General features: G+C 62.4%; 21 protein-coding genes and 3 pseudogenes. 17 read left to right on the top strand and 7 right to left on the bottom strand.

Features of this window, described 5'->3' with window-relative positions; all coding sequences use genetic code 11:
* The 3 genes from WA145_RS01675 to WA145_RS01665 form a co-directional block, all read right to left on the bottom strand.
* A partial coding sequence (locus WA145_RS01675) for a response regulator (RefSeq protein WP_422579891.1) occupies positions 1-246 on the bottom strand: 246 nt, incomplete at its 3' end.
* A gap of 29 nt (positions 247-275) precedes the next feature.
* Positions 276-644, bottom strand: a complete 369-nt coding sequence (locus WA145_RS01670; protein WP_422579890.1) for a response regulator — start codon at positions 642-644, stop codon at positions 276-278.
* Positions 629-2362 (bottom strand): PAS domain-containing sensor histidine kinase, encoded by a 1734-nt coding sequence (locus tag WA145_RS01665; RefSeq protein ID WP_422579889.1) that lies wholly within the window; start codon positions 2360-2362, stop codon positions 629-631. Before WA145_RS01665 ends, WA145_RS01670 begins: the two co-directional genes overlap by 16 nt.
* A gap of 371 nt (positions 2363-2733) precedes the next feature.
* Here WA145_RS01665 and WA145_RS01660 point away from each other — a divergent pair, with 371 nt between their 5' ends.
* From WA145_RS01660 to WA145_RS01625, 8 genes are all read left to right on the top strand, one after another.
* On the top strand, positions 2734-4401 hold the full coding sequence (locus WA145_RS01660; RefSeq protein WP_422579888.1) for an AMP-binding protein: 1668 nt from the start codon (positions 2734-2736) through the stop codon (positions 4399-4401).
* Between the two features lie 68 nt (positions 4402-4469).
* Positions 4470-4916 carry a hotdog fold thioesterase gene (locus WA145_RS01655; protein ID WP_422579887.1) on the top strand — a complete coding sequence of 149 codons (447 nt, stop codon included), beginning with the start codon at positions 4470-4472 and terminating at the stop codon, positions 4914-4916.
* Between the two features lie 138 nt (positions 4917-5054).
* Positions 5055-5864, top strand: coding sequence for an alpha/beta fold hydrolase (locus WA145_RS01650; protein ID WP_422579886.1), 810 nt, complete (start codon positions 5055-5057; stop codon positions 5862-5864).
* Positions 5861-6724 (top strand): alpha/beta fold hydrolase, encoded by an 864-nt coding sequence (locus tag WA145_RS01645; RefSeq protein ID WP_422579885.1) that lies wholly within the window; start codon positions 5861-5863, stop codon positions 6722-6724. The genes WA145_RS01650 and WA145_RS01645 overlap by 4 nt, the downstream gene beginning before the upstream one ends.
* Positions 6725-6775: 51 nt before the next feature.
* Positions 6776-7438: a glutathione S-transferase family protein gene (locus tag WA145_RS01640; protein WP_422579884.1), complete on the top strand. Its 663-nt coding sequence runs from the start codon at positions 6776-6778 to the stop codon at positions 7436-7438.
* Positions 7435-8247 (top strand): DUF4892 domain-containing protein, encoded by an 813-nt coding sequence (locus WA145_RS01635; protein WP_422579883.1) that lies wholly within the window; start codon positions 7435-7437, stop codon positions 8245-8247. Before WA145_RS01640 ends, WA145_RS01635 begins: the two co-directional genes overlap by 4 nt.
* Positions 8248-8337: 90 nt before the next feature.
* A complete protein-coding gene (locus WA145_RS01630; protein WP_422579882.1) occupies positions 8338-9417 on the top strand; it encodes an AI-2E family transporter in 1080 nt (359 codons plus the stop codon).
* 185 nt (positions 9418-9602) lie between these two features.
* The gene (locus WA145_RS01625) at positions 9603-11147 is read left to right on the top strand and encodes a YdgA family protein (RefSeq protein ID WP_422579881.1); all 1545 of its coding nucleotides are present in this window, start codon (positions 9603-9605) and stop codon (positions 11145-11147) included.
* 98 nt (positions 11148-11245) lie between these two features.
* On the opposite strand, the gene WA145_RS01620 is transcribed toward WA145_RS01625, so the two are convergent.
* On the bottom strand, positions 11246-12268 hold the full coding sequence (locus WA145_RS01620; protein WP_422579880.1) for a patatin-like phospholipase family protein: 1023 nt from the start codon (positions 12266-12268) through the stop codon (positions 11246-11248).
* 232 nt (positions 12269-12500) lie between these two features.
* Here WA145_RS01620 and WA145_RS01615 point away from each other — a divergent pair, with 232 nt between their 5' ends.
* The 4 genes and pseudogenes from WA145_RS01615 (at position 12501) to WA145_RS01600 (ending at position 15509) form a co-directional block, all read left to right on the top strand.
* Positions 12501-12779, top strand: coding sequence for a hypothetical protein (locus WA145_RS01615; protein ID WP_422579879.1), 279 nt, complete (start codon positions 12501-12503; stop codon positions 12777-12779).
* Entirely contained in the window at positions 12779-13387 is a 609-nt protein-coding gene (locus WA145_RS01610; RefSeq protein WP_422579878.1) for a flavin reductase family protein, read from the top strand. Before WA145_RS01615 ends, WA145_RS01610 begins: the two co-directional genes overlap by 1 nt.
* 109 nt (positions 13388-13496) lie before the next feature.
* Positions 13497-14654: pseudogene (locus WA145_RS01605) on the top strand (HAMP domain-containing protein); the annotation flags it as partial.
* Positions 14637-15509, top strand: a complete 873-nt coding sequence (locus WA145_RS01600) for a methyl-accepting chemotaxis protein (RefSeq protein WP_422579894.1) — start codon at positions 14637-14639, stop codon at positions 15507-15509. The pseudogene WA145_RS01605 and the gene WA145_RS01600, both read left to right, overlap by 18 nt.
* A 64-nt stretch (positions 15510-15573) precedes the next feature.
* Here the strand turns inward: WA145_RS01600 and WA145_RS01595 are convergent.
* Positions 15574-18240, bottom strand: a pseudogene (locus WA145_RS01595) (HAD-IC family P-type ATPase); the annotation flags it as partial.
* 183 nt (positions 18241-18423) lie between these two features.
* Between WA145_RS01595 and WA145_RS01590 the strand changes: the two are divergent.
* The 5 genes from WA145_RS01590 (at position 18424) to WA145_RS01570 (ending at position 24033) form a co-directional block, all read left to right on the top strand.
* On the top strand, positions 18424-19341 hold the full coding sequence (locus WA145_RS01590) for an AAA family ATPase (RefSeq protein WP_422579877.1): 918 nt from the start codon (positions 18424-18426) through the stop codon (positions 19339-19341).
* Positions 19338-20294, top strand: coding sequence for a DUF58 domain-containing protein (locus WA145_RS01585; RefSeq protein WP_422579876.1), 957 nt, complete (start codon positions 19338-19340; stop codon positions 20292-20294). The genes WA145_RS01590 and WA145_RS01585 overlap by 4 nt, the downstream gene beginning before the upstream one ends.
* Positions 20291-22285 carry a transglutaminase TgpA family protein gene (locus WA145_RS01580; protein ID WP_422579875.1) on the top strand — a complete coding sequence of 665 codons (1995 nt, stop codon included), beginning with the start codon at positions 20291-20293 and terminating at the stop codon, positions 22283-22285. Before WA145_RS01585 ends, WA145_RS01580 begins: the two co-directional genes overlap by 4 nt.
* Before the next feature lie 69 nt (positions 22286-22354).
* Complete coding sequence (locus tag WA145_RS01575; RefSeq protein ID WP_422579874.1) at positions 22355-23128, top strand: CHAD domain-containing protein; 774 nt, start codon at positions 22355-22357, stop codon at positions 23126-23128.
* 107 nt (positions 23129-23235) lie between these two features.
* Positions 23236-24033, top strand: a complete 798-nt coding sequence (locus WA145_RS01570; RefSeq protein ID WP_422579873.1) for an acyl-CoA thioesterase — start codon at positions 23236-23238, stop codon at positions 24031-24033.
* Positions 24034-24173: 140 nt separating this feature from the next.
* Here WA145_RS01570 and WA145_RS01565 read toward each other — a convergent pair whose 3' ends face one another.
* Positions 24174-24929 carry a methyl-accepting chemotaxis protein gene (locus WA145_RS01565; RefSeq protein WP_422579893.1) on the bottom strand — a complete coding sequence of 252 codons (756 nt, stop codon included), beginning with the start codon at positions 24927-24929 and terminating at the stop codon, positions 24174-24176.
* A gap of 114 nt (positions 24930-25043) precedes the next feature.
* A pseudogene (locus tag WA145_RS01560) lies at positions 25044-25205 on the bottom strand (HAMP domain-containing protein); the annotation flags it as partial.
* Positions 25206-25684: the final 479 nt, after the last annotated feature.

The following is a 25684-nucleotide window of genomic DNA, read 5'->3' as shown; positions in this document are numbered from 1 at the left end:
GATTGGAATATTGCAGGTGGTTTTGCCAGCCTTGAGCTGACGGGCAACTTCGTAGCCATCCATGCCCGGCATCATGATGTCGAGCAGGATCAGATCAGGTGGTTGCTGCTCAGTCATTGCGAGCGCTTCCTCGCCCGAGCCAGCGGTCAGCGTCACATAGCCCTTACTTTGCAATAGCGTGGTCAACAATTTACGCACATGAATTTCATCGTCGACAATCAAGACTGTTGCAGAGTTATTGGGCATGGCACTAGCTCAAGTATGAGGCGGTAGAATTAGGCGGTTTGGAGCAATGTATCGATTACCCGATAGAGTTCTTTATAGCGTAACGGTTTGATTATGTAAGCATTACAGCCGGCCAGTCGGGTTTTCTCCTCGTCCTCTTTCATGGCCATGGCGGTAAGTGCTATCACTGGGATTGCTGAAGTCTGGGGGTCCTGTTTGAGTAACGCGGTGGCTTCCAACCCATCCATTCCCGGTAACTGGATATCCATAAGAATCAGCTTAGGCCTTTGCTCACGGGCCAGGGCCAGGCCCGTTTCTGCGTCGCGCGCGCAGAGTACGCTGTGGCCTGCATTGGTGAGCAGCAGGCAAGCCAGGCGCATGTTGGCGGCGTTGTCTTCGACAATCAGGATTTCGGCCACGATTCCTCCACAACAGAAATTGAGCGACGCACTGGCAGCCAGACCACAAAGCGCGCCCCAGTCCCTTCACGACTGGCCACGGCAACGCTGCCGCCGTGCAGATCGGTCAATTGCTTGACCATCGCAAGGCCCAGGCCTGTGCCTTCGAATTTGCGTGCCAGGCTGCTATCGATTTGACTGAACGCCTTGAACAACTTGTTCATGCTGCTTTGTGCAATACCAATCCCGGTATCGCTGACGCTCAGTTCGAGAAACTGCCCATATTCGCTATCCGGGATTGCAAAGCCGTATATCGGCCTGTCGCCCTCAATCACGCCCACACGCTCACGCCTGACCTGACGCGCAGCCAGGGTCACCGAACCACCTTGCGCGCTGAATTTCACCGCGTTGGCGAGCAAGTTGTAAACAATTTGCTTGGTCTTGCGTAGGTCGAGTTCAAACATCGTAGAGTCGCTGGCTATTTCAAGTTTCAACTGAATTCGTTTTAGCGCAGCCTTCTCGCGAACTATCAATAAACTATGGCTCAAGAGGTTTTCTAGATCGACGGATTCCAGTTCCAATTCCATCATGCCGGCTTCAACCTTAGACAGATCGAGGATGTCGTTGATCAAAGACAGTAGATGCTGGCCACTGGTAAAAATATCGCTGATGTACTCGCGTTGAATATCCGTCATGTCGCCGACTAATCCATCCTTGAGCACTTCGGAGAACCCTATTACAGCATTTAGCGGGGTTCGCAGTTCATGGGACATGGTGGCCAGAAATTCCGACTTCATATGGCTCGCACGCACTAGCTCAATGTTCTTTTCTTCGAGGGTACGCTCAAAACGCTTACGTTCGGTTACATCGCGAGCAGCGGCAAATACCCCCTGCAGTTTTCTGTCACGGTCATGAAAGATCGCGGCGTTGTAGGACACTACGGTTTCAGTACCGTCACAGGCGAGCACGGTGAGTTCGTAATCGCTAACTTTGTTTTCACTGAGCACGCGTTTGATGGCGGCGTCGGCGCGGGCTGGGTCAGTAAAAAAATTTTTGCAGGGTGCCCCGATTAATTCGTCGCGGGTGCGTCCAGTTAACGCCATCATCTGTTTATTGACGTCTGAAATAATGCCTTGGGGATCGGTCATCATCAGGGCGTCGATATTCGATTCGATCAATGAGCGGGTATAAAACTGTTGATCACGCAAGCGTTGGTCGAGTAAGGCTTGCGCCGCTTCTTCTTCTTTGCGTGCGGTGTTGTCGGTACCGATCAACAAATAACCGATGATGGTCTCAGCACTGTCGCGCAGCGAGGTCACTGAGACCATGGCTGACAGGCGGCTACCGTCCTTGCGGATATAGGTAAGTTCATAAATGTCTTCGATACCGCGGGACGCCTTGAATACCAGCGCGTCGAAGCCCGGGGTGATGGGTGTGCCCAGCTCCAGGCTGAGTGCGGCGGCGCGGGTGATCAACTCTTTGGGATCGGAGATATCCGCCGGGGTAATGAGATCAACTACATCTTTGGCCAGATAGCCGAGCATGCGCTCAGCGCCAACGTTGAAAATCTGGATCACGCCTTTTTCGTCGGTCGCGATGCTGGAGAAGTAGGCACTGTTGAAGATGGCGTCCTGCAGCGCGCTGGTTTTTAGCAGGGTTTTTTGCCGGCGAAACTCAACAATTTTTTCGGCACGAGACTGAAGTTCAGCAGGCGGACTATCTGTTGGTGGCTTGTCCATAGTTCGAACTTCCTTTTCCCGCGCGCCTGACTTTGTGGGTCATTTCATAGAACTCGCCTGAGTATAGTTACGCGCAAGAATGCTGGAAGACAATAGACAATTCGTCGATCACCTCTGTGTGCGTAGGCCTGGTGATTTTGATCTTTCGTGTGGTGGCAGAGCCCCATTGCAGGGGCGCTCGGTTACGGTCTGGCGCGCAGTGGGCAGCGGCGCTGGGCCGGCTGGCGCCGCCTCGTGAGCCTGTAAACGGCTTCCTGGCCGGCACTACACACCGAAACATTTCTCCGCTTGCGGGCTGCCTTTGTGCGTGGAATAGTCCGACCAAGCAATTGCTTGGTTGGCTCCACAAAAACAACAAAGGAGGAAGCCCTGTGGCTGATGCAATCCGTTTGCCGCTTGAGGTGTTTTATGAGCGCGAGGCTCGGCACCCGAATAAACGCTACATGGTGCAGCCGCTGCCGGGCGGTCAGCTGCAGGAACTGAGTTGGGCCGATGTCGGCGAGCAGGCGCGCCGTGCGGCCAACTGGCTGCGTAGCCGCGAACTGCCGCAGGGCAGCCGCATTGCGATCATTTCCAAGAACTGCGCGCACTGGATCGTCAGCGACTTGGCGATCTGGATGGCCGGGCATGTTTCGGTGCCGCTCTATCCCAACCTCACCGCCGAGTCTGTCGGCCAGGTGCTGGCTCACTCCGAAGCGGCGCTGGTGTTTGTCGGCAAGCTGGATGATTGGCCAGCCATGGCTCCCGGTGTGCCGCCGGATGTGCCGACCATCGGCCTGCCGCTGCGGCCCCAGGGTGAGTTCAGTTTTACCTGGGATGACCTGCAGGCCTGCACGCCGATTCAGGACAATCCCAAGGCGGCTGCCGAGCAGCTCGCCACCATCATCTACACCTCCGGCACCACCGGCACGCCGAAAGGCGTGATGCAGCATTTCAGCAACCTCGGTTTTGCCGCCAGCCACGCCACCGAGCTGTTCGGCGTTGGCGAGAATGATCGAGTGCTGTCCTACCTGCCGCTGTGCCACGTGGCCGAGCGGATGTTTGTCGAGCTGGCGTCGATCTACGCCGGGCAGACGATCTTCTTCGCCGAAAGCCTGGAAACCTTCCTTGAAGACCTCAAGCGCGCGCGGCCAACGGTGATGTTCGGTGTGCCGCGCATCTGGACCAAGTTCCAGATGGGCGTCTACAGCAAGATGCCGGCCGAGAAGCTGGATTTCCTGCTCAAGCTGCCGATTATCGGCCGCATCGTCGGCAAAAAGGTGCTGGTCGGCCTGGGCCTGGATGCCGTGCGCTATGCCCTGTCCGGTGCGGCGCCGGTGCCTGAAGCACTGCTCACCTGGTACAAGCGCCTGGGCCTGGATGTGCTGGAGGTGTACGGCATGACCGAGAACTGCGGTTACTCGCATGTGTGCCGGCCGGGCAAGTTCAAACAGGGCTGGATCGGCCAGAACAGCCCAGGCGTGGAAGTGCGTATCGCCGAAGATGGCGAGGTGCAGGTGCGCAGCGGCGCGACCATGCAGGGTTATTACAAGGACCCGGAGAAAACCGCAGAAACCATCACCCCCGATGGCTTCCTGCGCACCGGCGACAAGGGTGAACAGGATGCCGAGGGCAACCTGCGCCTGACCGGGCGGATCAAGGAAATCTTCAAGACCAGCAAAGGCAAGTACGTCGCCCCGGCGCCGATTGAAAACCGTCTGGGCGAGCATTCGCGTATCGAGCAGGTGTGTGTGGTCGGCGATGGCATGGCCCAGCCGATGGCGCTCTGCGTGCTCTCCGATGTGGGGCGCAGCGAGGCGGCCAACAGTGGCCGTGGCGAGCTGGAAAGTAGCCTGAAAAATCTGCTGGAGCAGGTCAATCAGAGCCTCGATAAACACGAGCGCCTGCAACGCCTGGTGTTGGTCAAGGACGTCTGGGCGGTGGAGAATGGCTTCCTCACGCCTACTCTGAAGATCAAGCGCGCGGTGGTTGAAGGCACCTATGGTGAACGCTTCGCCGAGTGGACCACCCGCAGCGAAGCGGTGCTCTGGCACGAGTGATCGGGCATATGGCCGGCGTGCTTGTGTGCCGGTCACATTCAGGCTGAACCGACCCTAAAGGACTGACTATGGCCCTCTGGCAGCAAACCCCGAATCTTGAACAGCTCAATGCGATTCTGAAAAACACCATCGGCGAGCAACTGGATATCCGCTTCGAGTCGTTCGATGACGAGTCGATTAGCGCCAGCATGGTGGTCGATGCGCGCACTCATCAGCCCTACGGCCTGCTGCATGGTGGCGCCTCGGTGGTGCTGGCGGAAACCCTCGGCTCCACCGCCAGCCACCTGTGCATCGACAGCAGCAGGTTCTACTGCGTCGGCCTGGAAGTAAACGCCAACCACCTGCGCGGCTTGCGCAGCGGCCGGGTCACGGCGGTTGCGCGCGCCGTGCATCTGGGGCGCACCACCCATGTCTGGGATATCCGTCTGAGCGGCGAGGATGGCAAGGCCAGCTGTATTTCCCGGCTGACCATGGCCATTGTGCCGTTAGGTGAAAACGGCCCGGCACAACGCTGAGCACAGCCCGCCGGTAATCGCTGGCGGGCCTCCCATTCATTTTGGCCATAGTGCCGTCATTCACTGGCCGTTTTGTCATTGCCGCATCGGCAGGGCTGCCGGACAATCATCGGTAACTCTCCCGATAAGCCTGCCGCCATGACCCAGCCTGTGTTCTTCGCCCATGCCAACGGCTTTCCCTCGGCCACCTACGGCAAGTTGTTTGCCGCGCTGGCGCCTGACTATTCGGTGCAGCATCTGCAGCAGCACGGCCATGATCCGCGTTTTCCGGTGAATGACAACTGGAGCAACCTGGTCGATGAGCTGATCCATCACCTCGAAGCCAGCCCGCAGCCGGTGTGGGGCGTCGGTCATTCACTCGGTGGTGTGCTGCATTATCACGCTGCCTTGCTGCGCCCTGAGCTGTACCGCGGGGTGGTGATGCTCGATTCGCCGGTGCTGACCCTGGCGGACAAGCTGGTGATTCGCGCCGCCAAGCGTTTCGGCTTTATCGACCGCATCACCCCGGCCGGGCGAACCCTGGGCCGGCGTGAGGAATTTGTCGACCAGGCCGAGGCGCGCGGCTATTTCGCCGCTAAAGGGCTGTTCCGCCGCTTCGATCCCGAGTGCCTGGACGCCTATGTGCAGCATGGCCTGCAAGCAACGGGCAATAACCTGCGCCTGCGTTTTGATCCGGCCACGGAAATCAGCATCTACCGCAGCGTGCCGCACACCAGCCCGGGCCGTCCGCAGCAGCTGAAAGTGCCGCTGGCCATGGTCCGCGGCCGGCATAGCCGGGTGGTCCTGCCGCATCATGCACATCTGGTGCGGCGCGTGCCTAAAGGCGAATACCTGACGCTACCAGGCGGGCATATGTTTCCCCTGGAACGCCCGCAGGACACCGCTGAGCTGCTGAAAACCCTGTTTCAGCGCTGGTCCGGCCAGCCCGCAAGCGAGCAAAGTGCATGAGCCTGAATTTCGAAGAAGTCCGTCTGCGCCTGCCGCATATCGAACTGGCCGCTCACCTCTATGGCCCCGAAGACGGCGTGCCGGTGATTGCCCTGCATGGCTGGCTGGACAATGCCGCCAGCTTCGCCCGTCTGGCGCCGCTGCTACCGGGGCTGCGCATCGTGGCCCTGGATTTTGCCGGCCACGGCCATTCCGATCACCGCCCGCCAGGCGCCAGTTACGCCATCTGGGACTATGCCCATGATGTGCTGCAGGTTGCCGAGCAGTTCGGCTGGCAGCGTTTTGCCCTGCTCGGGCACTCCATGGGCGCGATTGTCTCGGTGCTGCTGGCGGCGGCGATGCCGGAGCGGATCGAGCGCCTGGCGCTGATCGACGGCCTGATTCCCTATACCGGCGAGGCGGACACGGCGCCGCAGAAACTCGGTGAAGCGCTCAAGGCGCAGCTGGCTTTGGCCGGCAAGAGCAAGCCGGTATACGCGGAGTTTGCTCGCGCCGTGGAGGCGCGCATGCGCGGGGTAGGGGCGGTCAGCCGGGAGGCGGCAGAATTGCTCGCGCAACGTGGCCTGATGCCCGTGCCCGGTGGCTACACCTGGCGCACCGACAGCCGCCTGACGTTGCCATCACCACTGCGCCTGACCCACGCCCATGCACTGGCGTTTGTGCGCAACCTGCAATGCCCGGTCAAACTGCTGATGGCGCAGCAGGGCATGTTGCTCGCGCAGCCGAGCATCACTCAGTTGGTCGCGGGCCTGGCCATCGAGGTGGCGCAGTTGCCTGGTGGCCATCATCTGCACCTGGATGACGACGTGGGCGCGGGCTTGGTCGCAGACTGTTTCAAAGCTTTCCTGGGTGCGCCTTGACTTGATCAAGGCAACTGGGGAAAGGTGTGGCCGATAGCCACGGAGATTCGCATGATCGACCTGTATACCGCCGCCACCCCCAACGGCCATAAAGTGTCCATCGCACTGGAAGAGTTGCAACTGCCGTACAACGTGCAGGCGTTGAGTTTCGACAAGCAAGAACAGAAGGCTGCGGCCTTTCTCAAAATCAATCCCAATGGCCGCATTCCGGCGATAGTGGACCGCGCTAATGATGATTTCGCGGTGTTCGAGTCCGGCGCCATACTGCTGTATCTGGCCGAGAAAACCGGTCAGTTGCTGCCCAGCGACGGCAAAAGCCGTTCGCGGGTGATCCAGTGGCTGATGTTCCAGATGGGCGGGGTCGGCCCGATGCAGGGTCAGGCCAATGTGTTCTTCCGTTATTTTCCGGAGAAGCTGCAGGGCCCCATCGACCGTTATCAGCACGAAACCCGCCGCCTGTATGAAGTGCTCGACAGGCGCCTGGGCGAGTCGCAGTACCTGGCCGATGCCTACAGCATTGCCGATATCGCCACCTATCCCTGGGTGCGCATCCATGACTGGGCCGGCGTCTCGGTCGATGGTCTGGAGCATCTGCAGCGCTGGATGGCTGAGCTGGCCGCCCGTCCTGCGGTGCAGCGGGGCCTGCTGGTGCCAAAGCGCGAAGAAGACAGCGAGAAAATCGTCAAAGCCGGCCAAGCGATGCTGATCAAATGAGCCGCTTTAATCGTTACTGCCTCGGTCTGAGCCTGCTGCTGGCCAGTGCCGTGGCTTGTGCAGACGTGGCCGGCAGCCAGGACCTGGACGTGCTGCCGCGTTTCGCCGGGAGCAAGATTGTCAACTTCAAGGAGGTTGCCGAGCAGGAGCGGATCTTCCCGCAAGGGGCGATTCGGCGCATCAGCGGCACCCTGCGCTACGAGCGCGAAGTGGCTGCACAGGGCCAGCTGACCGCCCTGACCTATGAGCTGCCGCGCACCCACACGGCCAATGAGGTGTTTGCCAAGGCCCGGGGCGATCTGCAAGCCAAGGATGCCGAATTGCTTTACTGGTGCGTGGGCCGTGAGTGCGGTTCAAGCAGCCTGTGGGCTAACGCGGTATTCGATAACGCCACCCTGACCGGCTCGGATGACCAGCAGACTTACGCGCTGCTACGCCTGGCCGAACCGCGCCAGGACAGCCTGCTGGCGCTGTATAGCATCACCCGTGGCAACAAACGCGCCTACCTGCATGCCGAGTTGCTGAAGGCCACTGCGCCACTGGGTGAGCTGTTGCCCACCCCGGCCACCCTGCAGCGCCAGCTGAAAAGCACCGGCGAACTGCGCCTGGCCAAACAGGTCGAACCCAGCGCTGCGTGGATCGAACTGCTGGCGCGTAGCCTCAGGCTCGACAGCACCTTGCGTGTGACCATCAGCGGTGCACAAGCCGAAGCCTGGCGTGATGCGCTGGTTGAGCAGCGGGTGCGCGCCAGCCGTCTGGAGCTGGGTGAGGCGGATGTCAGCGGCGTACAACTCAACGTGCTGCGCTAAGACATCACTGTCGCTACTCTGTCGTTATTAATAGATCCGGCTCTGTCCCTTGTGGCAGAGCCTTTTTGCGTTGTGCAGGGAGCTGCTTGAATGGCCAATAACGATCGTTTACTGGTGCAGATACTGCTGCTGGTCCTGTTGGGCGCCAGCCTGTGGGTGTTGGCACCGTTCTGGTCGGCGCTGTTCTGGGCTGCGGTGTTGTCGTTTGCCAGCTGGCCAGTGATGCGCGTGCTGACGCGCCTGCTCGGCGGCCGTCAGGCGTTGGCGGCTGGGCTACTGACCCTGGCCTGGACCGTGGTGGTGGCCGTGCCGTTGGTGATGCTCGGTTTCAACCTGGCGGATCACATCAAGGATTTCACTGCCTTGCTCAAGGATTTCCAGGTCGACGGCCTGCCGCCGGCCCCCACCTGGCTGGCTGGCGTGCCGCTGGTTGGCGAGCGTCTGGTGGGCTTCTGGATGACCATCGACCAGCAGGGTGCGGCATTTTTCGCCACCGTGCGGCCGTACCTGGGCCAGGTCGGCAACTGGCTGCTGGCGCGCAGTGCGCAGATCGGTGGCGGCATGCTGGAACTGGCCCTGAGCCTGATTCTGGTGTTCTTCTTCTACCGCGATGGGCCGCGTCTGGCGGCGTTTGCCGAAAGCCTGTTGCAGCGGTTGATTGGGGATCGCGCCGAGCATTACCTGGAGCTGGTCGCCGGCACCGTACAACGGGTGGTCAACGGGGTGATCGGTACAGCCGCAGCCCAGGCGATTCTGGCCTGGATCGGCTTCACCATCGCCGGGGTGCCGGGTGCGCTGGTGCTGGGGATTCTGACTTTCGGCTTCAGCCTGATCATGGTGCCGCCGCTGATCTGGGGCCCGGCCGTGGCCTGGTTGTTTTGGCAGGGTGAAGTCAGCATGGGCGTGTTTCTACTGATCTGGGGCTTCTTGGTGATCAGCGGCGTCGACAATATCCTCAAACCCTATCTGATCAGCCGTGGCGGCAACCTGCCATTGATCGTGGTGCTGCTCGGGGTGTTCGGCGGCATCCTGGCGTTTGGCTTTATGGGCTTGTTCCTTGGTCCAACCCTGTTGGCCGTGGCTTACAGCTTACTCAGTGACTGGGTCGGTAGCCCGGTGCTGAACAGTGCAGCGAGCAGCGCTGAAACGGTCGACAAGCCGCGCAGCTGAGTGTGCGCCGCCACCGCGCCGGGGTTCGAGCGGGTTGGCATTTCCGGTAAATTTCTCCGGCGGCGCCTAGGTCGCCTGTGGTTGCGGTGGTAGCCTTGCTGCGCCTTCGGCCGCCACACTGCCCCGCAGTGGCACAGACGGCAGCAGGGAAGCCCATACACCTAACGGACACGCAGGATACCCCCATGAAGAAAGTCGTAGGCAGCGCCCTTGGCGCAGTTGTCATTCTCGGCGCATTGAGCAGCGCAGGCGCCTGGTACACCGGGCAACAGCTTCCCGCGGTGCTGGAAACCTCGATTCAGCAAGCCAACCAGGACATGGCTAAAACCCTGCCGGCCCTGGGTCTGAGCGCCACCATCGAGCTGGTTTCGCTGGAGCGCCAGCTGTTCAGCAGCAACGCGCGCTACCGCATGCAGTTTGCCGGCAGCCTGGACGGCGAAGCGCCGAGCCATTTCGAGTGGTTCGTCAGCGACCGTATCGAGCATGGGCCTTTCCCGCTGTCGCGACTGCAAACCCTCAAGCTGCTGCCCGTTATGGCCACCAGCAACTACGCGCTGGAGCGCAGCCCGGAGCTGGAAAAATGGTTCGCCGGCAGCCAGGGCGGTACGCCGCTGCAGGGGCAGGTCAGCCTTGGCTACGACCGTTCGCTGAGCGGCAAACTGGGTGTGCAACCGCTGCAAGTGGCGCTGGATGAACAGACCCAGATCGATTTCAGCGGCCTGGAGATCGACTTCGACAGCAGCGCGAATCTCGAGACAGTCAGCGCCAGCGGCGTGATGGACAGCTTCAAGGTCAGCTCAACTCTGGCCAGCGAGCAAAGCATGCACCTTGAGTTCAAGGGCATGAACCTCAGCAGCAACACCCGTAAGGGTGTCAGCGACTTTTACCTGGGGCAGAACGAGGTGCGCCTGCAGCAGATCAAGCTGCAGATTGGCGCGAACGCGCCCATTCTGTTTAAGGATTTCGTTCAGCGCGATGAAACCAGCGAAGCCAACCAGCAGCTGTCGGCGCGCTACAGCTATGACGTTGGCATGATCCGCTACCAGGGCAACGACATCGGCTCTTCGCAGATGCTCTGGAGCGTGAAAAACCTCGACGCCGCCGCCCTGCAATCGCTGGTCGAGCTGTACGGCACGCTGCTGCAGAGCGGCAAGGTCGACAGTGAAAACGCTATGCCGCAGCTGACCGACGCGCAGGCCGCGCAGTTCAAGAGCGATCTGGAGAAACTCCTAGCCGGCAAACCGGGCCTGGCCCTGGAAAAACTCGCATTCAAGACCGCCAACGGCGAGAGCAGCTTCAGTTTTGCCCTCGACCTCGACAAGCCAGCATCCTTCGACCTGCCGGCGCCTGAACTGGCCAAGCAACTGATCGCCCGGCTGGATGCCCAATTGCGGGTATCCAAAGCCATGATCGCTGATGTGGTCGGCGTGCAGGCCACGATTGCCGGCGAAACCGACAAGCAGGCGATTGCTCAGCAGGCGGTGATGGTGGGCGAAATGGCCAGTGGTATGGCGGTGGCCAGCGAACTGGCGGTGGTGCAGGGCGAGGACATCAGTTCCAGCCTGCATTACGCCAACGATCAGCTGACCTTCAACGGCAAGCAGATGACCGTGGAGCAGTTTGTGGCCCTGGCCATAAACAGTGGTGGCGGTCTGGCCGGTATGGGCCATAAAGCCCCGGCCGATGAAACCTTGCTGGACGACAGCGAGGGTGCAAGCACCCTTCAGTAACGCCTACAGCGCTACGCCAGCGGCATAGCTCGCGCGGTAAAACCGGCCAGACGCCCTGTAAAGCAGGGCGTCTGGCCGTTTTTGTTGGAGCTGAGGGGTTAGCGCTCGCCACGCTCATACTTATCCAGCGTATCGCTGGCGATCTGCCGGCCAAGCATGATCAGCTCCGGCGCCTTGTAGAACTCGAAGAAGCGGCACACCCGCTTAGGTACATTGATCAGGATATCCGGCGGGTAGCCGGCGATCTTGTACTGCGCCAAGGAGGTCTGCATCACCTCGAAGCTCTGGTTGATCAGCTCCAGCAGTGAGGCCGGCCCACTGAGGTCGGCAACCCGCGAGCCGCTGGCCGATTTTGGCGCGCTTGGTTTGTCCGGATTGGCGCGGGTTTGCTGCCAGGGGTTGATGGCTTCGGGCTGCATCGCATGGCTCTGGTCTTCCAGCAGAAGCAGTTCGTCATCTTCCCCCGGTTTGCGTTTGAACGAGGGCAGACGCGAGCCGAGCGAGCTCATCAGCAGATCGAAGCGCCCCTTGAGCGCCGGAGCACGTTCGATAATCGGCAGCTCGTAATGCTGCTGGTGCGCCGAGTTGAGGTTGACCGCGACAATCAGATCGCAGTGCGCGGACACCACCGGAATGATCGGTAATGGGTTGAGCAAACTGCCGTCGACCAGCATGCGTCTGCCTTGTATCACTGGCGTAAACAGGCTGGGAATTGCCGCCGAGGCGCGCATCGCCTGGTGCAGGCAGCCTTCCTGGAACCAGATTTCCTGCTGGTTGGTCAGGTCGGTAGCCACTGCGGTAAAGGGGATCGGCAATTCTTCGATATTGATCTCGCCGACCATCTCGCGAATCTTGCCGAAGACCTTTTCGCCGCGAATTGCGCCGAGGCGAAAGCTCACATCGAGCAGGCGCAACACGTCCAGGTAATCCAGACTTTGCGTCCAATCGCGGTATTCATTAAGTTTGCCAGCGGCATAGATGCCGCCCACCACCGCGCCCATGGAGCAGCCGGCGATGCAGGCGATTTCATAACCACGGGCTTCCAACTCTTCGATTACGCCGATGTGCGCATAGCCACGCGCGCCCCCGGAGCCCAATACCAGCGCAATGCGCTTACTCATCCTGATGATCCCCGTCACTTTTTATGCAGTGAACATACGCGCCGCACCGCGTGCCGCCAAGGCGCGATTTGTTAGTATCCATGGCAGTCGAGGCGGAATGTGGCGGCAATCGGGGGTGTGGGCACTTTTGTCTGTTTTTCGCGTCTTACTGGCTGTACTGATAGATCGCGCGGATTGACGCGATCTACCCTGATGCCGAGTCATTCGTCTGTCTATCTGTAGGAGTTATTCGATGAAACTGTGGATCGTGTTGCCCATGCTGCTGTTGGTGTTGAGCGGTTGTGCGGGAAAAACGGCCTATCGCAACAGCTGCGCCACTCAGCTTGATGCGGCCTGGCGCGAACTGGACCTGGCCAAGGCCGAGGGCTTTGCCGGTACGGTGAGCTATTCCAAGGCGCTGTCGCTGCTGACTGCGGCGAAAACCCAGCAGCAGTTCGAGGGTTACAAGGGCTGTACGGCGAAGTCTGAGCGGGCGCGCTTCTATATCCGTGAGTCGCGAGCAGGCCGCTGATGCAATTGGATTTCAATGCGCTCGAACCGCTCGAACGTTACCGCTGGCTGGCTGCGACCATCACTCCGCGACCGATTGCCTGGGTTTCCAGCCAATCGGCTGCGGGCGTGAACAACCTGGCGCCCTTCAGTTTTTTTCAGGTGATCAGCGATGACCCGCCGACCCTGATGGTCAACGTCAATCACCGCGCCGATGGCGGCCTGAAAGACACCCTGCTGAATGTGCAGGCCAGTGCTGAACTGGTGATTCAGCTGGTGTCTTTTGCCCAGGCCGAGGCAATGAATGCCAGTGCGGCGGTGCTACCTTATGGCATCAGCGAGTTCGAGCAGTGCGGCATCGCCAGTCTGCCCTCGCAGCGGATTGCGCCGCCCCGGGTCGCCGGTGCGGCGGTGGCCTTTGAATGCCGGGTGGCGCAGATTCAGGCTTACCCTGCGCAAAAGCCCAACTGCCATCTGATCTTCGCCGAGGTGCTGTTGGCGCATATCGACGATGCGGTACTGAATGAGCAGGGTCGCATCGATGCGCATAAGCTCGATCTGGTCGGGCGCCTGGGCGGCATGGCCTATAGCCGCACCCGCGATAGTTTCGAGATGCGTCGCCCTGGCTGACGCACGTGGCTGCCTGGCGCAAAAGCGACCTTCGTTTAGCTGTTAGCACCACGCGCAGGGCTGCTGGCTTGTCGCCGGCACGGCTGTGCTCCTATGTTGCCAACCTTGAATGCAGGCAGCGCAGGGCGGCCTTGTGGTCATTCGGGCAGGGGGAGCTATGTGGACTGTGGTGCAGCGGCGGGTCGCCAGTTTGAGCACGGCGAGCAAACTAGCGGCGGGCTTTGGCATTGTTCTGGCGCTTACCGCGCTGGTGGCGGCCACCGGGTTTCTGGCGCTGCGCGATGTCAGTGCGCGTTCGGCGCTGCTGGAGCGCATGAGCGCGATCAATAGCCAGGTCATGCTGATCCGCCGCAGCGAGCAGGATTTCGCCCTCAGCGGCGATAAACAGCACGCCACCCGGTTGCACGAACAGGCGCAGCAGATTCTCGAAGCCAGTACCGCGCTGCAGGCCCTGCTGCCCGAGGCCGAGCGGGCGGGGCTGGATCAGGTGGCCGAGGCCATGACGGCGTATCGCGATGCCTTTGATCGCTATGTCGAGCAGAGCGACAACATGCGCCTGTCGCTGGAGGCCGCTACCTGGCTGGTGGTGAGTGCCTCCAACAGCCTTGACCTGCTCAAGGATGGCCTGGCCGAAGACGGTGTCGATCGGCTCAAGAGCAGTCAGGGCCAAGCAGGCGCCGAGTCCGTGCTGCAGGCCGGACAGATCAGCCAGGTGCATCAGTTGCTGCTGCGCGCCCTCGACCAGGCCCGCGTGCTGCTGGAACAGAGCCGCGGCAGTGGCGAGGCGACGCCAACGACCATTCAGGAAGCTGTCGACGCCCAGGCCCTGGCCGGCGAGTTGCGCGATGCCATGGATGACCCCGGTTATGCGGCGGTGCTGGCCGAGGTGATCGGCAACGTCAATTCCTTCAATGACCGGCTGGGCGAATACACCGGGCTGCTGCAGCAGCAAAAACGCGAATACCAGAACCTGGTGCAGCAAGCCGAGCGCATCCTGGCGCTGGTCGACCAGGCCTACGCGCGGCAGAAGGCCAGCCTGCATGGACAGTTGCAGGCCAGCACCTGGTTGATCGTGCTGGCCACGGCGCTGGCGCTGCTGCTTGGCCTGCTGGCGACGCTGGCCATCACCCTGTTGATCGTGCGCCCGCTCAAGCAGGTGATCGAGCAGGCGCGGCGCATCGCCGATGGCGACCTCAGCGTGCAGATCGAGGTGCGGCGCGGCGATGAGATCGGCCAGTTGCAGGCCGCCATGCAGGGCATGTCCAGCAACCTGCGCGAGATGGTCGGGCGCTTGCAGGGCGGCGTGCTGCAAATTTCCGCGTCTGCGCAGTCACTGTCGGCCAGTACCGAGCAAACGCGGTTGGGCGTCAATGGGCAGAAGGTGGAGACCGATCAGGTCGCCACCGCCATGAGTGAAATGACCGCCACCGTGCATGAGGTGGCGCGTAACGCCGAGGCGGCGGCGTCTTCCACCGAACAGGCGGACCGCCGGGTCAACAGCGGCGTGGCCGTGGTGCAGCAGACCCTGGGGCGGATCAACCAGCTGGCCAGCGCCATGCAGACCACCACCCAGAGCATCGAACGCCTCAGCCAGGACACCCAGCGCATCGACTCGGTGCTGGATGTGATCAAGAGCGTGGCCGAGCAGACCAACCTGCTGGCGCTCAATGCCGCCATCGAGGCGGCGCGGGCGGGCGAGCAGGGTCGCGGTTTTGCCGTGGTGGCCGACGAGGTGCGCGCGCTGGCCCGGCGCACCCAGCAGTCCACGGCGGAAATCGAAGGGCTGATCGTCACCCTGCGTGAGGGCACTCGCCGCTCTGTGGCGGACATGCATCAGAGTGGCGTGCTGGTAGAGCAGGCCGTAGAGGATGCCAACCAGACCGAAGGCGCACTGGCGGAAATCGCTGCGGCAGTCAGCCAGATCTTCGAGATGAACCAGCAGATTGCCGCCGCCGCCGAACAGCAAACCGCGGTGGCGGAGGAGATCAGCCGCAGCGTTACCTCGATTCGCGATATTGCCGACCAGTCCGCGCTGGCCATGGACGAGTCCGCCAGTTCCAGCATTCAGCTGGCCGAACTGGGCCGCGAGCTGCAGGGCATGGCCGGACGCTTTCGCTTGTAAATGCGCCCGCAAGCAATATTCGACCAGTGTGTCGGGGGCATTTAGCGGGGCTCCTGGCTGCGTTTAATAGCCACTTCTCCGCTTCAACACAGGCGCATACCGCCAGCGCCACCAGCAGGCACCAGCCCCAGGCGAATGCCGGCAGGGCGGCGGTGGCGAAGACCTGCTGCATGGCCGGCCAGTAGCTGAGCAGCAGCTGCAGGCTGAGCAACAGGGCGACCATGCTCCAGACCATCGGGTTGTCGCGTAGGCCGAAGTTCGCCGGTCCTTCGAGGCGACGGCTGCTGAACAGGTAGCCGATTTCGCCGGCAACCAGTGCGTTGACCGCCAGGGTGCGGCTGCTTTCCAGGCTCCAGCCGAGCGCCTGCGCGTAGAAGAACAGGCCCAGGCTGGCCAGCGTCATCAACACCGCAATAAACCCCACGCGCCACAGCAGGTGCTGGCTGAGCAGATTGACCTTGGGGTCACGCGGTGGGCGGCGCATCAGCTCGGCCTCTGCCGGCTCAAACGCCAGGGCCAGGGCCAGGGTCACGGCGGTGATCATATTGATCCAGAGAATCTGCAACGGGGTGATCGGCAAGGTCAGCCCCAGGGCGATGGCCGCCAGCAGGATCAGCGCTTCGCCGCCATTGGTGGGCAGGATAAACAGGATGGTTTTCTTCAGGTTGTCATAGACCGTGCGACCTTCCTCGACCGCATGGGCGATGGTGGCGAAGTTGTCATCGGCCAGCACCATCTGCGCCGCTTCCTTGGCCGCCTCGGTGCCCTTGATGCCCATGGCGATGCCGATATCTGCACGTTTCAGTGCCGGCGCGTCGTTAACGCCGTCGCCGGTCATCGCCACCCGTGCGCCACCGGCCTGCAGGCGCTGCACCAGGCGCAGCTTGTGCGCCGGGCTGGTGCGGGCGAAGACGTTGGTAGTCGGCAGTAACTGATCCAGCTGGCTGTCGCTGAGGCTGTCGAGCTCGGCCCCGGTCAGCGGTTTGCCATCGCCCAGGCCAAGGCGCTGAGCGATGGCGCTGGCGGTGCCGGCATGGTCGCCGGTGATCATCTTCACCGCGATGCCGGCGCTGTGGCAGTCGGCGATAGCGGCAATTGCTTCCTCGCGGGGCGGGTCGAGCATGCCGACCTGGCCGAGCAGCACGTAGCCGCCGTCCAGGTCCTGATAGTCGAGGCTCTGTTGCGGTTCAGCGAGCGGGCGGATGGCCAGGCCGAGCATACGCAGGCCCTGGCTGGCACCGCTGTCCAAGGCCTGATGCCAGTGGCGTGGGTCGAGCGGCTCGGGATGGCCGTCGCGCCATTGGCGGTTGCAGGCTGCGAGCACACGCTCGGGGGCGCCGATCATATAAATCAGGCCATGGCGGGCATGGTCATGGTGCAGGCTGGCGGTGCAGCGTCGCTCGGAACTGAAGGGGATGGCATCGACCTGCGGCAGGTCACGCGCCTCATGCTGCAGGTCCAGGCCGACTTTGCCGGCGAGGGTCAGCAGGGCGGCTTCGGTGGGGTCGCCAGTGATGTACCAGCCGTTTTCGCCGCTGCACAGGCTGGCGTTATTGGCCAGCAAACCGGCGCGGGCCAGCTCGCGAAGGTCATCGGCGGCGTCCAGTTGGCAGAGTTGGCCGTCATCGCAGTGAATGTTGCCTTGCGGTGCATAGCCGACGCCCTCGACACGGTAATGCTGTGCGGCGGTAAACACCTGCTGCACGGTCATTTCGTTGCGCGTCAGGGTGCCGGTCTTGTCCGAGCAGATCACCGTCACCGCTCCCAGGCTTTCCACCGCTGGCAGATGGCGAATGATCGCCCGGCGCTTGGCCATGCGCTGCACGCCGAGGGCGAGGATGATCGTCAGCACCGCCGGCAGGCCTTCCGGAATCGCTGCCACCGCCAGGCTGACCGCGGCCAGCAGCATGTCCTCTGCGCTGTAGCCCCGCAGCAGCACGCCAAAGGCAAAGGTCAGCAGCGCCAGAACGAGAATAGCCAGGGTCAGGTGGCGGGCAAATTTGCCCATGTCGACCAGCAACGGGGTTTGCAGGCTGACCACGTTTTCCAGCATATGGCTGATCTTGCCCAGCTCGGTGTGCTTGGCCGTGGCCACTACCACGCCCGCAGCGCTGCCGGCATTCACCAGGGTGCCGGAGTAGGCCATGCAGCGGCGCTCGGCAAGGCTGGCTGCTGGCTCAACGGCAGCGTGGTGTTTATCCACGGGCAGGGATTCACCGGTCAGAGCGGCCTCATCAATGCGCAGGTCGCGGGTCTCCAGCAGGCGCAGGGCGGCGGGCACGCGGTCGCCGGCTTCCAGCAGCACCCAGTCGCCGGGCACTAGCTGTTCGGCGGCAATGCTGTGCACCTGGCCGTTGCGGCGTACCCGGCTTTCCAGGCTGAGCAGCTGCTGAATCGCCAGCATGGCGTGCTGGGCTTTGCCTTCCTGAACAAAGCCGACCAGGGCATTGATCAGCACCACGGCAAAGATCACCGCACTGTCGAGCCATTCGCCCAGCAGCAGGGTCAGCAGGCAGGCGCCGAGCAGGACGTAGATCAGCAGGTTGTGAAATTGCAGGGCAAAGCGCTGCAGCGGCCCGCTGGGCTGTTGTTGCGGCAGCAGGTTGAGGCCATGCTCGCTGAGCCGCTGGGCGGCGTCAGCTCTGTCCAGGCCTTGGGCGCTGCTGTTGAGGTGCTCCAGGCTTTGTTGCCCTGGCAGGGCGTGCCAGTCATGGCCAGTTGGCGCTTGCATGCGGTGCTCCGAGGTGGCCGCGAACGAGAAGGATCACAGCCCCTATCCTAAACACCATAACCAGAGTGGGCGTTGGCCTGGATCAATGGCATGGCTCACAAGTTCGTCAGTAAAGGTTTCCAGCCGCTATGCCGTGGCAACGCGGCGCAGTAGCATCGCCAATCGGTCTTAAAGGAGTGATACATGCGCGCCAAACTGGAAGCTGTGCTGCAGACGGTTAATCAAGTGCTGCTGGGCAAGGAGCCGCAGGTGCGCCTGGCGCTGACCTGCCTATTGGCGCAGGGGCATCTGCTGATCGAGGACTTGCCCGGCATGGGCAAAACCACCCTCAGTCACGCCCTAGCCAAGGTGTTGGGCCTGAGTTTTCAGCGTATTCAGTTCACCTCCGACCTGCTACCCGGCGACATTCTCGGCACCTCGGTGTTCGACAAGGACAGCGGGCAATTTATCTTCCACCCGGGGCCGATCTTCGCCGAGCTGGTGCTGGCCGATGAGATCAACCGCGCCACGCCGAAAAGCCAGAGCGCATTGCTCGAAGCCATGGAGGAGGGCCAGGTAACCATCGAAGGCGCGACCCGACCGCTGCCTGAACCCTTCTTTGTGATTGCCACGCAAAACCCGGTCAGCCAGGGCGGCACCTTCGCCTTGCCCGAGTCGCAACTGGACCGTTTTCTGATGCGCCTGTCCCTCGGCTATCCCGGCAAGGCCGCGGAAAAAGCCCTGCTGCTCGGTGATTCTCGGCGCTCGCTACTGCCCAGCTTGCCAGCGCTGCTGGATCACGCCGAACTGGCCCTACTACAGGCCGAAGTACCGAAGGTGCGTGCCAGCGATGCGTTGATCGACTATGTGCTGCGCCTGGTCGATGCCACCCGTACCCAGCCGCAGTTCGCCTGGGGTCTGTCGCCCCGCGCCAGCCTGGCGCTGCTGGCAGCGGCGCGGGCCTGGGCCTTCCTCGCGGGGCGTGATTATGTGATTCCGGAGGACGTGCAGGCCGTGCTGCCTGCGGTGGTCGGCCATCGTCTGCGTGAGCGCGCCGACCCGGCCGGGCATGGCGCCGGCAGCCTGGTGCAGTGGTTGCTGCGTGAGGTGCCGGCGCTTTGATCGCCCAGCTCAGGCCGCTCTGGAACCGCTGGCTGGCCCGGCGTATTCCGGCAGCCAGCAGCGTGCGGCTGAACCAGCGGCGGATCTTTATCATCCCCAGCCGGGTCGGCGCGGCCTTTATGCTGGCGCTGCTGTTGATGCTGCTGGCGGCGATCAATTACCAGAACAGCCTGGCGTATGGCCTGACCTTTCTGCTGGCCTCGGTATTTGTCGTGGCCATTCTGCACACCTACCGCAACCTGGCTGGACTGATCCTCAAGGCTGGCAGTGCACCGGCGGTATTTGTCGGCGAACCCGCCGGCTTTCGCGTGCGCCTGGAAAGCAGCCAGCGGCCTCATCAGGCCGTCAGCCTGGGTTGGCCACCGGCCGAGTTGCAGACGCTGGATGTGCCGGCCGAAGGCGTGAGTGAATGCCAGTTAAACCTGCCAACGCTACAGCGCGGCTGGCTGCGACCCGGTCGTCTGCGCGTTGAGAGCCGTTTCCCCCTAGGTATTCTGGTGGCCTGGAGCTGGGTCGATCTGGATCAGCGCGTGCTGGTCTATCCACGGCCCTTGCCCGGTGACTTGCCACTGTCCGCGGGTATCAGTGAGGATCAGGACGAGGAGGGCAGCCGGCCCCACGGCCAGGGTGTGGACGATTACCAGGGGTTGAAGACCTACCAGCCCGGTGATTCCAAACGTCGCCTGCACTGGAAAGCCTATTCCCGTGGCCAGGGTTTGCTGGTCAAGGACTTTGCCTCGATCACTGGGCGTGATCTGTACCTGGATTTTGATGCGTTGGCCGGAGATGTCGAAACCCGCCTGTCGCTGCTCTGTCACTGGGTGCTGCAATTGTCCGAGCGTCAGCAGCCATTTGCCCTGAGCCTGCCGGGCCAGGTACTGGGCGCCGACAGCGGCGAGCTGCACCGCGATGCCTGCCTGCGCGCCCTGGCGCTGTTCGGTCGTGCGCCATGAGCCGTATGGCAGTGATCCCGCGGATCAGCCTGACCTGGCTGCTGGTGGCGCAGGTCCTGGTGATCATTCCCCATCTGCCGCATCTGCCGCTGTGGATCATCGGTCTGTGGCTGGGCAGCGCAGCCTGGCGCATTCAGGTTTTCCGCATGCGCGCGCGCTACCCGAATGCCTGGGTCAAGGGCGCTTTGATGCTGGCGGCGGCGCTTGGGGTGTTTCTCTCGCGCGGCAGCCTGATCGGTCTGGATGCCGGGGTGGTGCTACTGGTCGCGGCCTTTATCCTCAAATTGCTGGAGATGCGCACGCGGCGTGATGCGCTGGTGCTGATCTTTCTCGGCTTCTTTGTGGTGGTCACCGCCTACCTGTTCGATGACAGCATGCTGATGGCTTTCTTCAGTCTGCTGCCGGTCACCGCCTTGCTCGCGGCCTTGATTGGCCTGCAGCAGAGCAGCCTGGCTGAACAGCCCTGGCCGACTGCGCGCCTGGCCGGAGGGCTGATGTTGCAGGCGCTGCCGGTGATGCTGTTGCTGTTTGTGTTCTTCCCGCGCATGGGGCCGTTGTGGTCGTTGCCCACGCCGAACGATAAAACCACTACTGGCTTATCAGACAGCATGGCTCCGGCGGATATCGCCGACCTAAGCCGCTCCGCTGCCCTGGCCTTTCGCGCCAGCTTCAACGGCGCAACCCCGCCGCGTAATGAGCTGTACTGGCGCGCACTGACCCTGGATCGCTTCGATGGGCGGCGCTGGTCGCAATCCAATTACGCCGAGTTTGGCCCCAGCGCGCAGTGGCAGAAGCAGGGCGAGGCGCTCAGCTACAGCATCGTCATGCAGCCCAGTGCGCAGCGCTGGCTGTTTGCCTTGGATGTGGCCGAAACCACGCTGGAACAGACCCGGCAGATGAGCGATTTCCGTCTGCAGCGCCGCCAGCCGGTGGAGCGTTCGTTGATCTATCAGGCCACCTCCTGGCCGCAGGCGCTGCGTGAACCGCAAGCCACGCGGGAAACCCTGCGCCGCGCCCTGCAGTTGCCGGAGCAAGGCGAGCCACGCAGCCGCGCCTGGGCGGCGCAGCTCAAGCGTGAGCACCCGCAGCCCGAACAACTGGTGCAGGCGCTGCTTAGCCATTTCAATCGTGAACCCTTTGCCTACACCCTGCGCCCGCCAAGGCTGGGGGTGAACAATATCGATGATTTCCTCTTCGAGACCCGCCGCGGCTTTTGCGCCCACTATGCCGGCGCCATGACCTATGTACTGCGCGCAGCCGGTATTCCGGCGCGGGTGGTGGCCGGTTATCAGGGCGGCGAGTTCAACCCGGCGGGCAACTATGTGCAGGTGCGTCAGTTTGATGCCCATGCCTGGGTTGAGTACTGGCAGACGGGGCAGGGCTGGGTCAGCGTTGACCCGACTTTTCAGGTGGCCCCCGAGCGGATCGAAATGGGCCTGGAAGAGGCCCTGGCCGGTGAAGAGAGCTTTCTTGAGGATTCGCCCTTTTCCCCGCTGCGCTACCGCAACCTCAGTTGGCTGAATGATTTGCGCCTGGCCTGGGACAATCTCAATTACGGCTGGCAGCGCTGGGTGCTGGGCTACCAGAGCCAGCAGCAGCTGGAGTTTCTCCAGCGCTGGTTGGGGCGGGTGGATGCGCAGTCGCTGGTGATCGGTTTGGTCGGCGGCGGTGCGTTGCTGCTCGGTCTGTTGTCGCTCTGGCTGTTCAAACCCTGGCAGCGTGAGCGCGATGTGCAGCAGCGGCTGTTCCGTCGTTTCGAGGGTCTGCTGGCGCGCCATGGCGTGCCGCGAAAGCCTGGTGAAGGGCCGCGTGATTATGCGCATCGGGCGGCTCAGCAGTTGCCGGCCCAGGCCCAGGCGATTGCCGACTTTGCGGCGGCCTTCGAGGCGCAGCGTTATGCCGGACAAACGCTTGCGGCGGCTCAGTTGCGTCAGCACTTGAAGGCGCTGCGGCGGGCCTTGCCTTGGCGGCTTACCCGTCTGGACTCATAGCGACTATTGGCCACTTGTGGCCGATCCATAAGCACCTAAGTTGGGGAACGATTTAGCAGGAGTGAGGCGATGCAAGGCTTGATTGATGAGGTGCCGCGACATGTGCTGCGCATCCAGATGCGCGTGTATGCCTGTCGTGAACGGTTGCGGGTAACTACTGACGATGAGGCTCTGCACGATCTGCGTATCGCCTTGCGCCAACTGCGCAGTCTGTTGCGGCCGCTGGCCTCGGTCGCAGTCTGTGACGACTTGCAGCAGCGTGCGGCCGAGTTGGGCCGCTTGACCGGCCCGCTGCGCGACCTGGAGGTGTTGCAAGGCTATCTGCAGCAGCAAGGGCTCGACGGCGCGGCACAATCACGCCAGCCACTGTTACAGCAGGGCTACCTGCAGCTATTGGACAGTGCGCAGTTGGCACAACTGCTGAGCGCGCTGGATGACTGGCCGCAGCAGTGGCGTCAGGTTGCCAGCAGCGGGCAACTGCGCGACCTGCACAAGCTGATCAGGCAGCGCTTGCGCAAGGACCGTAAGCGCCTGGCGCAAGCCCTGCTTGATCCCGCCCATGACCGTCACCGCCTGCGCTTGCTGGTCAAGCGACTGCGCTATGCCGCCGAGGCCTATCCGCCGTTGGTCGAGTTGTCCGGGCGCACGCGCATGCAGCTGAAACAGGCGCAGTCGGCGCTGGGCGATTGGCACGACCATTGGCAGTGGCTGCTGCGCGCCGAAGTCGAAGCGGATCTGCAGCCATGCGTGCCGGCTTGGCAGGCGGCGATGCAAGGCGCCGAGCAGCAGGCCGATCTGGCTCTGCAGGCATTGACCGCAGGTTTTGCTCGCACCAGCAGCTGAGCTGGCTGAAAAGACGTTAGACCTTCGGCTTATTTGGCCGAAATGCCCTGTCATGCGCCGGCGTCTTTGCCCTAAGATCACCCACATCTTCAGTGTTCGAGGTGGTTATGGGTTTTTCCGAGTTACTCCAGGCAGTGCGCGACAACCCGCAGGCGGTCGTGATTCCCGCGCAATGGGGGCAGGGCCGCGCCAGTTTTGGCGGCCTGGTGGCGGCATTGGTATACGAGGCCATGCGCGCTCAGGTACCGAGCGGGCGGCCGCCACGCTCCCTGGCGATTACCTTTGTCGGCCCTGCCGCGCCTGATGTGCCGGTGCGCTTTGCAGTAGAAGTGCTGCGCGAAGGCAAGGCCGTTAGCCAGGTGCTGGGTCGGGCGATACAGGATGGCCAGGTGGTGACCATCGTGCAGGGCAGTTTCGGTGCCGGGCGCGAGTCGCGCATCGCGGTGCAAGCCGATCCCGCGCCGCCGGCCAAGGCGGTGGAGGAGTGCCAGGAATTGCCGTATATCGCCAACGTCACTCCCGAATTCACCCGTTTTCTGGCGATGCGCTGGGCGTTTGGCGGCATGCCTTTTACCAACACCCCATCGCGGCAGATGGGCGGCTGGGTGCGCCTACGTGATCAAGGCGTTGCCGAGCCGGCCAACGAGGCCCATCTGCTGGCTCTGGTGGATGCCTGGCCGCCTGCGGTGCTGCCGCACCTGAGCGCGCCGGCGCCGGGCAGCTCGCTGACCTGGACCATCGAGTTTGTCCAGCCAATGAGCGAGCTGAGCACCCTGGACTGGTGCCTGTACCGCGCGCAGATCGAACATGCCCGTGATGGTTACGGCCATGTTGCGGCGGCGCTGTGGTCGCCGGCCGGTGAGTTGCTGGCGATCAGCCGGCAGACGGTAGCGGTATTTGGTTAGCAGGCCGTTGAAAAACGTAGGCGAGGCAGGCAAGACAAGGCAAAAACGGCCGAGGAAGCGGAGTCTACTGGCTGTAAATGAGCATTCCGAGGCCGTTTTTAACGCAGTATTGCCAACGCAGGTAGTTTTTCAACAGCCTGCTAGAGCTTGAGCTGGCGAATCGCCTTATTTAGCTCGCCAGCCAGGCTGGCCAGGTCGGCACTGGTAATCGCCGATTGGCCGGTCTGGCCGACGGTCTGTTCGGTGACATCGCGGATGCGCATCACCGCGCGGTTCATCCCTTCGGCCACCTGGCTCTGTTGCTCGGCCGCTACGGCGATCTGCGTATTGCTTTCGCGCATATGCGCCACGGATTCGGTGATCGCCACCAGCGCCTGACCGGCCTCACCGGCCTGTTTGACGCACTCATCGGCTTTGATCGAGCTGTCCTGCATAAAGTCCACGGCATTGCGGGTGCCGCTTTGCAGGGTGTTGATCATCTGGGTGATGAGATCGGTGGAGTCCTGCACACGTTTGGCCAGGTTGCGCACTTCATCGGCGACCACGGCAAAACCGCGACCCATTTCGCCGGCGCGGGCGGCTTCGATGGCGGCGTTCAGGGCCAGCAGGTTGGTCTGTTCGGCGATGCCGTGAATCTCACTGACCACGCCACCGATCTTCTGGCTGTCGACCGCCAGCTGTTCGATCATCTGCGCGGTTTGCTGCACGCCGCTGGACAGCCCGGAAATCGACAGGCTCACGCGGCCAACCGCCTGCTGGCCGCTGTGCGCCAGCTGTTCGGCGTTCTTCGACTGGTCGCGGGTAGCGGCCGTGTGCTCGGCAATATGGTGCACGGTGGCGGACATCTGGTTGATCGCCGTGGCGGCCTGTTCGGTTTCGCTCTGCTGTTCGAGCATGCCCTGGCGCACGTCGCGCATATTGCCGGCCAGGCGCTCGGCCCCCGCATCCAGCTGCGCCGCCGACTGGGCGACAATCCCGACCACCCGTTGATATCCAGCCTGCATGGCATTAAAGGCACTGGCCATCTGGCCCACTTCATCCTTGCAATCGAGCGGCACACGGGCGCTCAGATCACCGCTTTTCTCCACCTGCAACATCACGTCCTTGAGGGTGTTGAGGTGGCTGAGCAGAAAACGAATCAGCAACTGCGAGGCCGCCAGTAACAGCAGCATCAACAACGCGACGACCAGGGCGTAACTGGGTGCGCGGTCGAACAACACCTCGCTCAGGCTCGGCGCCGAAGCGCTGATGGCCAGACGCTGACCGTCATCACGGACAATGACTTCGGCGCCGATCAGCCCCGCGCTGCCATTTAAGTCGACCCAGCCCCGTGCGTTGACCAGGGCACGGCCCTGATTATCCGGCAGGCGTGGCGTCTGCCCGCTGGCAATGCGCAGCAGGTTGCCGGCCTTCGGCAAAGCCTGCTCCTGTGGCCATTGGCTTAATAAGCGTGCTTGCTGCTGCGCGGCACGCTTGGCGGTGTCGTGATGCACCTGCTGTTCCAGTTGCAGCGCATAGAGCACCAGCAGCAGCGTGGTAAAGAAGGCCACGGCATTTACGGCCCAGAATTTGTACTTCAGGGAAAGGTCGCTGATCCAATGGCCCATGCAGGTGTCTCTGTGAGGTGGCGGCTTGGCAAAGTGCCAGGAGT

Source organism: Pseudomonas sp. (genome assembly GCF_049301935.1).
Taxonomy (GTDB): Bacteria; Pseudomonadota; Gammaproteobacteria; order Pseudomonadales; family Pseudomonadaceae; genus Aquipseudomonas.
This window is presented reverse-complemented; position numbering and strand designations above follow the sequence as displayed.

Bases quoted from the DNA above. Each gene is read 5' to 3' on its own strand.
- WA145_RS01665 (WP_422579889.1), bottom strand. From the start codon at position 2,362: ATGGACAAGCCACCAACAGATAGTCCGCCTGCTGAACTTCAGTCTCGT.
- WA145_RS01655 (WP_422579887.1), top strand. From the start codon at position 4,470: ATGGCCCTCTGGCAGCAAACCCCGAATCTTGAACAGCTCAATGCGATT.
- WA145_RS01650 (WP_422579886.1), top strand. From the start codon at position 5,055: ATGACCCAGCCTGTGTTCTTCGCCCATGCCAACGGCTTTCCCTCGGCC.
- WA145_RS01645 (WP_422579885.1), top strand. From the start codon at position 5,861: ATGAGCCTGAATTTCGAAGAAGTCCGTCTGCGCCTGCCGCATATCGAA.
- WA145_RS01640 (WP_422579884.1), top strand. From the start codon at position 6,776: ATGATCGACCTGTATACCGCCGCCACCCCCAACGGCCATAAAGTGTCC.
- WA145_RS01635 (WP_422579883.1), top strand. From the start codon at position 7,435: ATGAGCCGCTTTAATCGTTACTGCCTCGGTCTGAGCCTGCTGCTGGCC.
- WA145_RS01630 (WP_422579882.1), top strand. From the start codon at position 8,338: ATGGCCAATAACGATCGTTTACTGGTGCAGATACTGCTGCTGGTCCTG.
- WA145_RS01625 (WP_422579881.1), top strand. From the start codon at position 9,603: ATGAAGAAAGTCGTAGGCAGCGCCCTTGGCGCAGTTGTCATTCTCGGC.
- WA145_RS01620 (WP_422579880.1), bottom strand. From the start codon at position 12,268: ATGAGTAAGCGCATTGCGCTGGTATTGGGCTCCGGGGGCGCGCGTGGC.
- WA145_RS01615 (WP_422579879.1), top strand. From the start codon at position 12,501: ATGAAACTGTGGATCGTGTTGCCCATGCTGCTGTTGGTGTTGAGCGGT.
- WA145_RS01610 (WP_422579878.1), top strand. From the start codon at position 12,779: ATGCAATTGGATTTCAATGCGCTCGAACCGCTCGAACGTTACCGCTGG.
- WA145_RS01600 (WP_422579894.1), top strand. From the start codon at position 14,637: ATGCAGGGCATGTCCAGCAACCTGCGCGAGATGGTCGGGCGCTTGCAG.
- WA145_RS01590 (WP_422579877.1), top strand. From the start codon at position 18,424: ATGCGCGCCAAACTGGAAGCTGTGCTGCAGACGGTTAATCAAGTGCTG.
- WA145_RS01580 (WP_422579875.1), top strand. From the start codon at position 20,291: ATGAGCCGTATGGCAGTGATCCCGCGGATCAGCCTGACCTGGCTGCTG.
- WA145_RS01575 (WP_422579874.1), top strand. From the start codon at position 22,355: ATGCAAGGCTTGATTGATGAGGTGCCGCGACATGTGCTGCGCATCCAG.
- WA145_RS01570 (WP_422579873.1), top strand. From the start codon at position 23,236: ATGGGTTTTTCCGAGTTACTCCAGGCAGTGCGCGACAACCCGCAGGCG.
- WA145_RS01565 (WP_422579893.1), bottom strand. From the start codon at position 24,929: ATGCTCGAACAGCAGAGCGAAACCGAACAGGCCGCCACGGCGATCAAC.